Raw genomic sequence first — 6,720 nt, forward strand, 5'->3', positions numbered from 1 at the left:
AGAAACAGAAGGCTGAAGCCGCTGTCACTCAAAGCAAGGCCAAGGCAGCCGACCGCACCAACAGCTGATCTGTTGTGTCGAGTCCACAGTCCAAGCAGCCCGTCTCCACGGGCTGCTTCGTTTACAGGCCGTCGTGGCACGCGTTATCAGCTTTCATCTCCAATAAATTGCTTCATCGGTAAACGCCCCTCGCGCCAACTCAACGTTGCGTCTCTACGATCCTGAGCCAAGGCCAGCGAACCTGGTAACTTTTCGCCTTCTGGTCGAACAAGTCTGGCCTGGGATTCTTTGGATTGATTCTAAGTAGCCCCTGCTCAGTATCGGCCAGGCCGTTGGGTGCATAGACCTCGCCCGTTTCAATATCCAGCCCCATGCAGGTACCGGCAATCAGGTAGCGATCGATCCCGTCTCTGGCCGACTGAAGTTGTGGATAATCCCCGCCAAACCGCTGGTTGTACCACAGGTGAACGCGAGCCTGATTCTTGAATTCAACGTTCACGTCGAGGTGGTTGAACAGATGCCGAGCGGATTGGATGACCTCATTCTCGGCTTCCCACGACAGATCATCATCGAAGTAAAAAACGTCGTAATCCTTCACCCCCCACGCTGGCGGTCGCTGTGACTGATGATTCCACACGGCCTGGAACAGGCAACCGGCGGTGAGCATGCACTGGTTCAAACCGAGCTTGGGCAAGCGATCGGCAAGTTCTGCGTTTACTGGATTGGTCATTGCGATCCTGACCAGGCTTTCGACAGTCGATGTCATTTTCATCCCTTCCAAATCGATCAAGTCCTGGCGACCGACGATACCGCCAACGCTTTACAAATACGCGAAATACACCGCCCTTTACTCACCCTCGGCCAATCTGGCGCGAATCATGCCTCATTCAACGACATGAAGTCGGTACGGACTATGTGGATGACACTTTTGAAGTGAGCCGCCTCAGTGCCTGCCCCGATAATCGATAGCTTACTGACGAACGGTCGAGGTCAAGCATGACGAGCGCAACGATGGAACAAGTCAGCCCAAGAACGCTGAGAAGAGTGATTGTGGCTGCCGGCATCGGCAATTTCGTCGAGTGGTTCGACTTCGCCGTCTACGGCTTTCTGGCCACGACCATCGCCCAGCAATTTTTCCCCAGCGGCGATGCCAGTGCCGCGCTGCTCAAGACCTTTGCGGTATTCGCCGTGGCCTTTGCGTTTCGGCCCCTTGGCGGGATTTTCTTCGGCATGCTGGGCGACAGGATCGGCCGCAAGCGAACCCTGGCGATGACCATTCTGCTGATGGCCGGGGCGACGACCTTGATCGGCCTGCTGCCCACTTATACGGCGATCGGAGTCATGGCGCCGATTCTTCTGTCCCTGATCCGTTGCGCCCAGGGTTTTTCCGCCGGGGGTGAATACGCCGGTGCCTGTGCCTACCTGATGGAGCATGCACCGAGTGACAAGCGCGCCTGGTACGGCAGCTTCATTCCGGTGTCGACATTTTCCGCCTTCGCCGCGGCAGCCGTGGTGGCCTACGCACTCGAGGCGTCCTTGTCGGCCGAAGCAATGGGCAGTTGGGGCTGGCGCCTGCCGTTCCTGATTGCMGCGCCCCTGGGCCTGGTGGGTCTTTACTTGCGCTGGAAGCTCGATGAGACACCGGCATTCCAGGCGGTGACCCAGGAACATGCAGTCGCACACTCCCCACTCAAGGAAACCTTGCGCAACCAYGGTGCGRCTATCTGCTGTCTGGGTGCTTTTGTGTCACTCACGGCACTGTCGTTTTATATGTTCACCACCTATTTCGCGACTTACTTGCAAGTCGCGGGTGGCCTGAGTCGCGCCACAGCGTTGCTGGTGTCGCTGATTGCATTGCTGTTCGCTGCGGCGATCTGCCCACTGGCCGGGCTGTACTCGGACCGGGTCGGGCGTCGAATGACGGTGATGACCGCTTGCGGTCTGTTGATTGTGAGCGTGTATCCATCGTTCCTGATGGCCAGCTCCGGCTCGTTCGCAGTGTCCATCGGCGGCGTCATGCTCCTGGCGATTGGCGCGGTGTTGTGTGGCGTGGTGACGGCGGCCTTGCTCTCRGAAACCTTCCCTACCCGTACCCGATACACCGCCTCGGCGATCACCTACAACATGGCGTACACCCTCTTTGGCGGCACCGCTCCGCTGGTGGCGACATGGCTGATCAGCACCACCGGCAGCAACCTGTCGCCAGCGTTCTATCTGATCGCGGTTGCATTGCTCGCGCTGGCGGGTGGTCTGGCATTGCCGGAGACTTCGAGGATTTCCCTGCATGACGTTGCGTCGCAAGAAAAAGCCGAAGGAGTGAGCGCGTCCGCCTGAAACACCAAAAAAGCCTGTCCTGGGCCCGGTGCGGATCTGTAGGAGCGAGCTCGCTCCTACAGTAGCAACACGTCCGCGGAGCGCCCGTTGCCAACGATGCCACTAAGGCAACGCATACACCCTGAACAGTTTTTTCACGGTAGCGTTGGTTCCGCCCAGGTACTGGTCGTAGGCCTTTTCTATGAAGCCCGAGTGATAGGCTTCACTCAGGGCCATATCGACCAGCAAGCGGAAGTCTTCGTCGTTACGCTCCACGATCATCGCCACCGGCGAGTACTCGAAGATGCGGTCCAGGAGCATCAGGTTCTTGGCCGCGCCCTCCTTGGCGACTTCATTGCGCAGCAGCATGCGTTCGGAGAAGAAGGCATCGGCCTTGCCCTCGGCGACCAGCTTGACGCCCTCGTCGTTGTTGGCCACGGTCACCAGCGAAGCGATCACGTTGAGCAGGCGCATCTGTTCGCGAATCCAGTCTTCGGTCACGCCCCCCTCCAGGGTCGCGTAGGTTTGGTTGGCCAGACCGTTGTTAATGCTGGCACGCCAGGTCGGGCCGGTATTGGCCACCTTGCCATTGAGCACATTGAGCAGCGATTCGCGAGCATCGTTGCGCACCACGACCGAGAGGCCGGCAGTGTAGATCGGTATGGAGTAACTGATCATCTTGCGCCGTTCCAGGGTAGGCGGTGTCGGCGTGCAGAGGATGTCGACTTTACCCTGGCTCACCGCGTTGACCTCGTCCGAAAYCTTGACGGGCTGGTAGCGCACTTGCAGGTCGGGCAGACCCAGCTCGCTCTTGAGCTTGTCGGCGACTTTCAGGCACAGGTCGATGGCATAACCGCTGGCTTTGTCGCCTTCCTGCTTGCTGAAAGGGGCCAGGTCCGGCAAGTAGCCCAGGGTCAAGGTTTGGCTGCTGCGCACGCGTTCAACGGTGTTGGCGCCAGCCACTAGCGGCAGCGTCGAGAGTGCGAAGGCAAGCAGCAGTCTGGTGGTTGTGGCAAATGGTACGTTCATGTCCGGTTTCCCCGTATGCAGATGTCTGTGCAGTCCTGTTGGCCACGCCTAAGGGTTTGCGGCCCTTGCCTGGTTGGCCGCCGGCGCGTCGGTGAAGCGCTTGGCGAGGAATCCATAGAGCAGGTAGCCGAAAGCGAGCACCAGGGTGCCGCCCATCACTGCGTCCTTGCCGCAGGCATACAAGGCGTACAAGGCGTACGTTATTGCAATCAGCAGGACCACCACGTTACGCGAGTGTATGGCCGACGAGACCCCGGCCTTGTGCATGATCACCAGCAGGCCGGTCATCGCAGTTATATAAGGGATCAGGTTGGTGACCGCCGCCAGGCTGACCAGCTTGCTGAACTGTGCGGCGGCGTCGGGCRAGATGGTCGACAGGGCCAGGAGGGTCTGCAGCACACCGCAGACAATCATGCCGACGACGGGGGCATTCATGGCGTTGACCTTGCTGAACAGCTTGAGGAACAGGTTCTGGTCAGCCGTCATCTTGGCGGTTTGCGCCAGGGTAAATTGCCAGCCCAGCAGCGAGCCGACACAGGCCATGACCGCCAGCGCCATGACGATATTACCGACCATCGGGCTGAACATCGTGGCATAGACCAGCGCGAAGGGGGCGGAGGACTTGGCCAGCTCAGCGTTGGGAATGATGCCCTGGATAACGGTGGTCGACAGCACATAGACCACGGCGGCACCCAGGGTGCCGAACAGGCAGGCCAATGGCACGTTGCGTTTGGGGTCTTCCACGGCATCGGTGGCCTGGGCCGCCGACTCCATGCCCAGGAAGGCCCACAGGGTCAGGGGAATGGCTTTGCCGATGGCTTCGGAAATCGCCAGGCTATTGGGGTTCCAGGCGGCGGCCAGCACATCGGGCTTGAACCAGAACCAGCCGATGATGCTCAGGCCGGCTACCGGAATAATCACGCCCCACACCGTGAAGGCGCCGATCTTGCCGGTGATGCCTGGGCCACCGAAGTTGGCGAAGGTGGTCAGCCAGATCAGTGCGATCGTGCCGATGCACAGTGGAATCGCACCCGTGCCCAGCCAGGGCACGAAGGCCGTCATGTAGCCCACCGCCGAAATGGCCACGGCCACGTTGGCGATGGCCAGTGACAGGAAGTACAGGTACGAACAGAGGAAAAAACCCGACTTCGCATGGGCCTCTTCGGTGTAGGCGGACAAACCGCCGGAGCGCGAGCAGAAGACGCCACACTGGGCAAAGCAGTAGGCGATGGCCATCGAACCAATCGCCGTGAAAATCCACGACAACAAAGAGACGGCACCCAACTGAGCCATGTTGGTGGGCAACATGATGATGCCCGAGCCCATCATGTTGACCGTTACCAGCGTCGTGAGCCCCATCAGGCCCATTTTCTTGCTTGAATCAGCCATCGCAAACTCCTTGCCCTGTTCAGAGAGTTAACCCCTGGGCCCGCTGACCTGACACCTGCCACCGAGTACGAGGGTGATCCTTACTGCTTGATCACATAGCCATACGCCCGCGTGCGACCGCCTTCCTGCTGCAGATAAACGCCTTGAAGTTCCGGTGTGAAGCCGGGCAAGCGGTTGATGCCCTCCTCCAGCGCCAGGAAGTACTTGAGCACCGCGCCACCCCAGATTTCTCCCGGCACCACGCACAAGACGCCCGGCGGGTAAGGCAACGCGCCCTCGGCTGCAATGCGACCATCGGCATCCGCCAACGCCACCAGCTCGACGTTGCCGCGGATGTACTCGATTTGCGCTTGCTGCGGGTTCATGGCCTTTTTCGGGAAGTGTTCCTTGCGGAACATGTCCTTCTGCAGCTGCTGCACGTTGTGGCTGCGATACAGGTCATGCATTTCCTGGCAGAGCCTGCGGATGGTGTAGTCGCGGTAGCGTTCTTCGTACTGCGTATAGATCGCTGGCAGCACCCGGCTCATCGGCGCGTCGTCCTGAACGAAGCGTTCGAAACGGGCGATCTGTGCCGCCAGGTGACTCATCTTTGCCCAGTCTTCAGCCGGGGTGAGCAGGAACAGGATGGAGTTGAGGTCGCATTTTTCCGGAACGATGCCGTTCTGGCGCAGGAAGTTGGCCAGGATGCCGGCGTGAATGCCGAACTCGGTGTAGCTGCCGTCCACCGGGTCGATGCCCGGCGTGGTGAACAGCAGTTTGCAGGGATCGATGAAGTACTGCTTGTCGGCATAACCGGGAAAGGCATGCCAGCGATCCTTCGGATGGAACTCAAAGAAACGGATATCGCTGGCGATAGCATCGGTCGAATGATCCTGCCATGGGCGCCCGTCGATGGTATCCGGCACGAATGGGCGGACCATGGTGCAGGCTTCGATGATCAGCTTGCGCGCATTGATGCCGAACTTCACGCAGTCGTCCCACAGGCGCAGACCACTGCGGCCTGAGTGAATGCGGGCATTCACATCCAGTGAGGCGAACAGCGGGTAGAACGGGCTCGTTGAAGCCTGGGACATGAAGGCGTTGTTGAGCCGGTGATGGTTGCAGTAGCGGGCCTGGCCTTTGATGTGCCGGTCTTTCTTGTGGATTTGCGAGGCCTGGGAGAAACCGGCCTGCTGCTTGTGTACCGATTGGGTGACGAAGATGCCCGGGTCGTTCTCGTCCAGATCGAGCAGCATCGGCGAGCAATCCTTCATCATCGGAATGAACTGTTCGTAACCGACCCACGCCGAGTCGAACAGGATGTAGTCACACAGCTTGCCGATGCGGTCGACCACTTGCCGGGCGTTGTAGATGGTACCGTCATAGGTGCCCAGTTGAATGATCGCCAGGCGAAACGGCCGTGGCAGTTGCGCCTTGTCCGGGGCGACTTCGGCGATCAGCTGGCGCAGGTAGTCTTCTTCGAAACAGTGAGCGTCGATGCCGCCGATGAAGCCGTAGGGGTTGCGCGCGGTTTCCAGATAGACCGGCGTGGCGCCGGCCTGCAACAGCGCACCCTGGTGATTGGATTTGTGGTTATTGCGGTCGAACAGCACCAGGTCGCCCGGGGTCAACAGGGCGCTGGTCACCACTTTGTTCGACGCCGAGGTGCCGTTGAGCACGAAGTAGGTCTTGTCGGCGTTGAACACCTTGGCCGCATGTTTTTGCGCCAGCAGCGCCGGGCCTTCGTGGATCAGCAGGTCACCGAGCCTGACGTCGGCGTTGCACATGTCGGCGCGAAACAGCGTCTCGCCGAAGAAGTCGAAAAACTGCCGACCTGCCGGGTGTTTGCGAAAGAACTGGCCGCCCTGGTGGCCGGGGCAGGCAAAGGTCGCGTTGGCCGATTCGGTGTAATGCTTGAGCGCATCGAAGAACGGCGGCAGCAGGCTTTCTTCATAGGCCTTGGCGGCGGTCTCCAGTTGATTGCCGTAGTACTCGGCATTATTGCTGGAC

The 6,720-nt window shown here is 59.8% G+C and carries 5 protein-coding genes; 1 reads left to right on the plus strand and 4 read right to left on the minus strand.

All coding sequences use genetic code 11. The annotated features are described in order from the left end of the window. Positions 1-199: 199 nt before the first annotated feature. On the minus strand, positions 200-766 hold the full coding sequence (locus ACXRVY_RS13630) for a nucleotidyltransferase family protein (protein ID WP_457266048.1): 567 nt from the start codon (positions 764-766) through the stop codon (positions 200-202). A 230-nt stretch (positions 767-996) separates the two neighbouring features. Here ACXRVY_RS13630 and ACXRVY_RS13635 point away from each other — a divergent pair, with 230 nt between their 5' ends. Further along, positions 997-2,334, plus strand: a complete 1,338-nt coding sequence (locus tag ACXRVY_RS13635; protein ID WP_458237555.1) for an MFS transporter — start codon at positions 997-999, stop codon at positions 2,332-2,334. A gap of 102 nt (positions 2,335-2,436) precedes the next feature. Here the strand turns inward: ACXRVY_RS13635 and ACXRVY_RS13640 are convergent, their stop codons facing one another. The 3 genes from ACXRVY_RS13640 to ACXRVY_RS13650 all read right to left on the minus strand — a co-directional run. Beyond that, entirely contained in the window at positions 2,437-3,342 is a 906-nt protein-coding gene (locus ACXRVY_RS13640) for an amino acid ABC transporter substrate-binding protein (RefSeq protein ID WP_458237556.1), read from the minus strand. 48 nt (positions 3,343-3,390) lie between these two features. After that, complete coding sequence (gene potE, locus ACXRVY_RS13645) at positions 3,391-4,731, minus strand: putrescine-ornithine antiporter (protein WP_458237557.1); 1,341 nt, start codon at positions 4,729-4,731, stop codon at positions 3,391-3,393. A gap of 80 nt (positions 4,732-4,811) precedes the next feature. Further along, on the minus strand, positions 4,812-6,720 hold a 1,909-nt coding region (locus ACXRVY_RS13650), incomplete at its 5' end, for an ornithine decarboxylase (RefSeq protein ID WP_458237558.1).

The sequence above is a fragment of the Pseudomonas sp. P5_A2_2 genome (assembly GCF_054177685.1).

Coding starts and splice junctions, on each gene's coding strand:
- ACXRVY_RS13630 (WP_457266048.1), bottom strand. CDS start 766: ATGACATCGACTGTCGAAAGCCTGGTCAGGATCGCAATGACCAATCCA.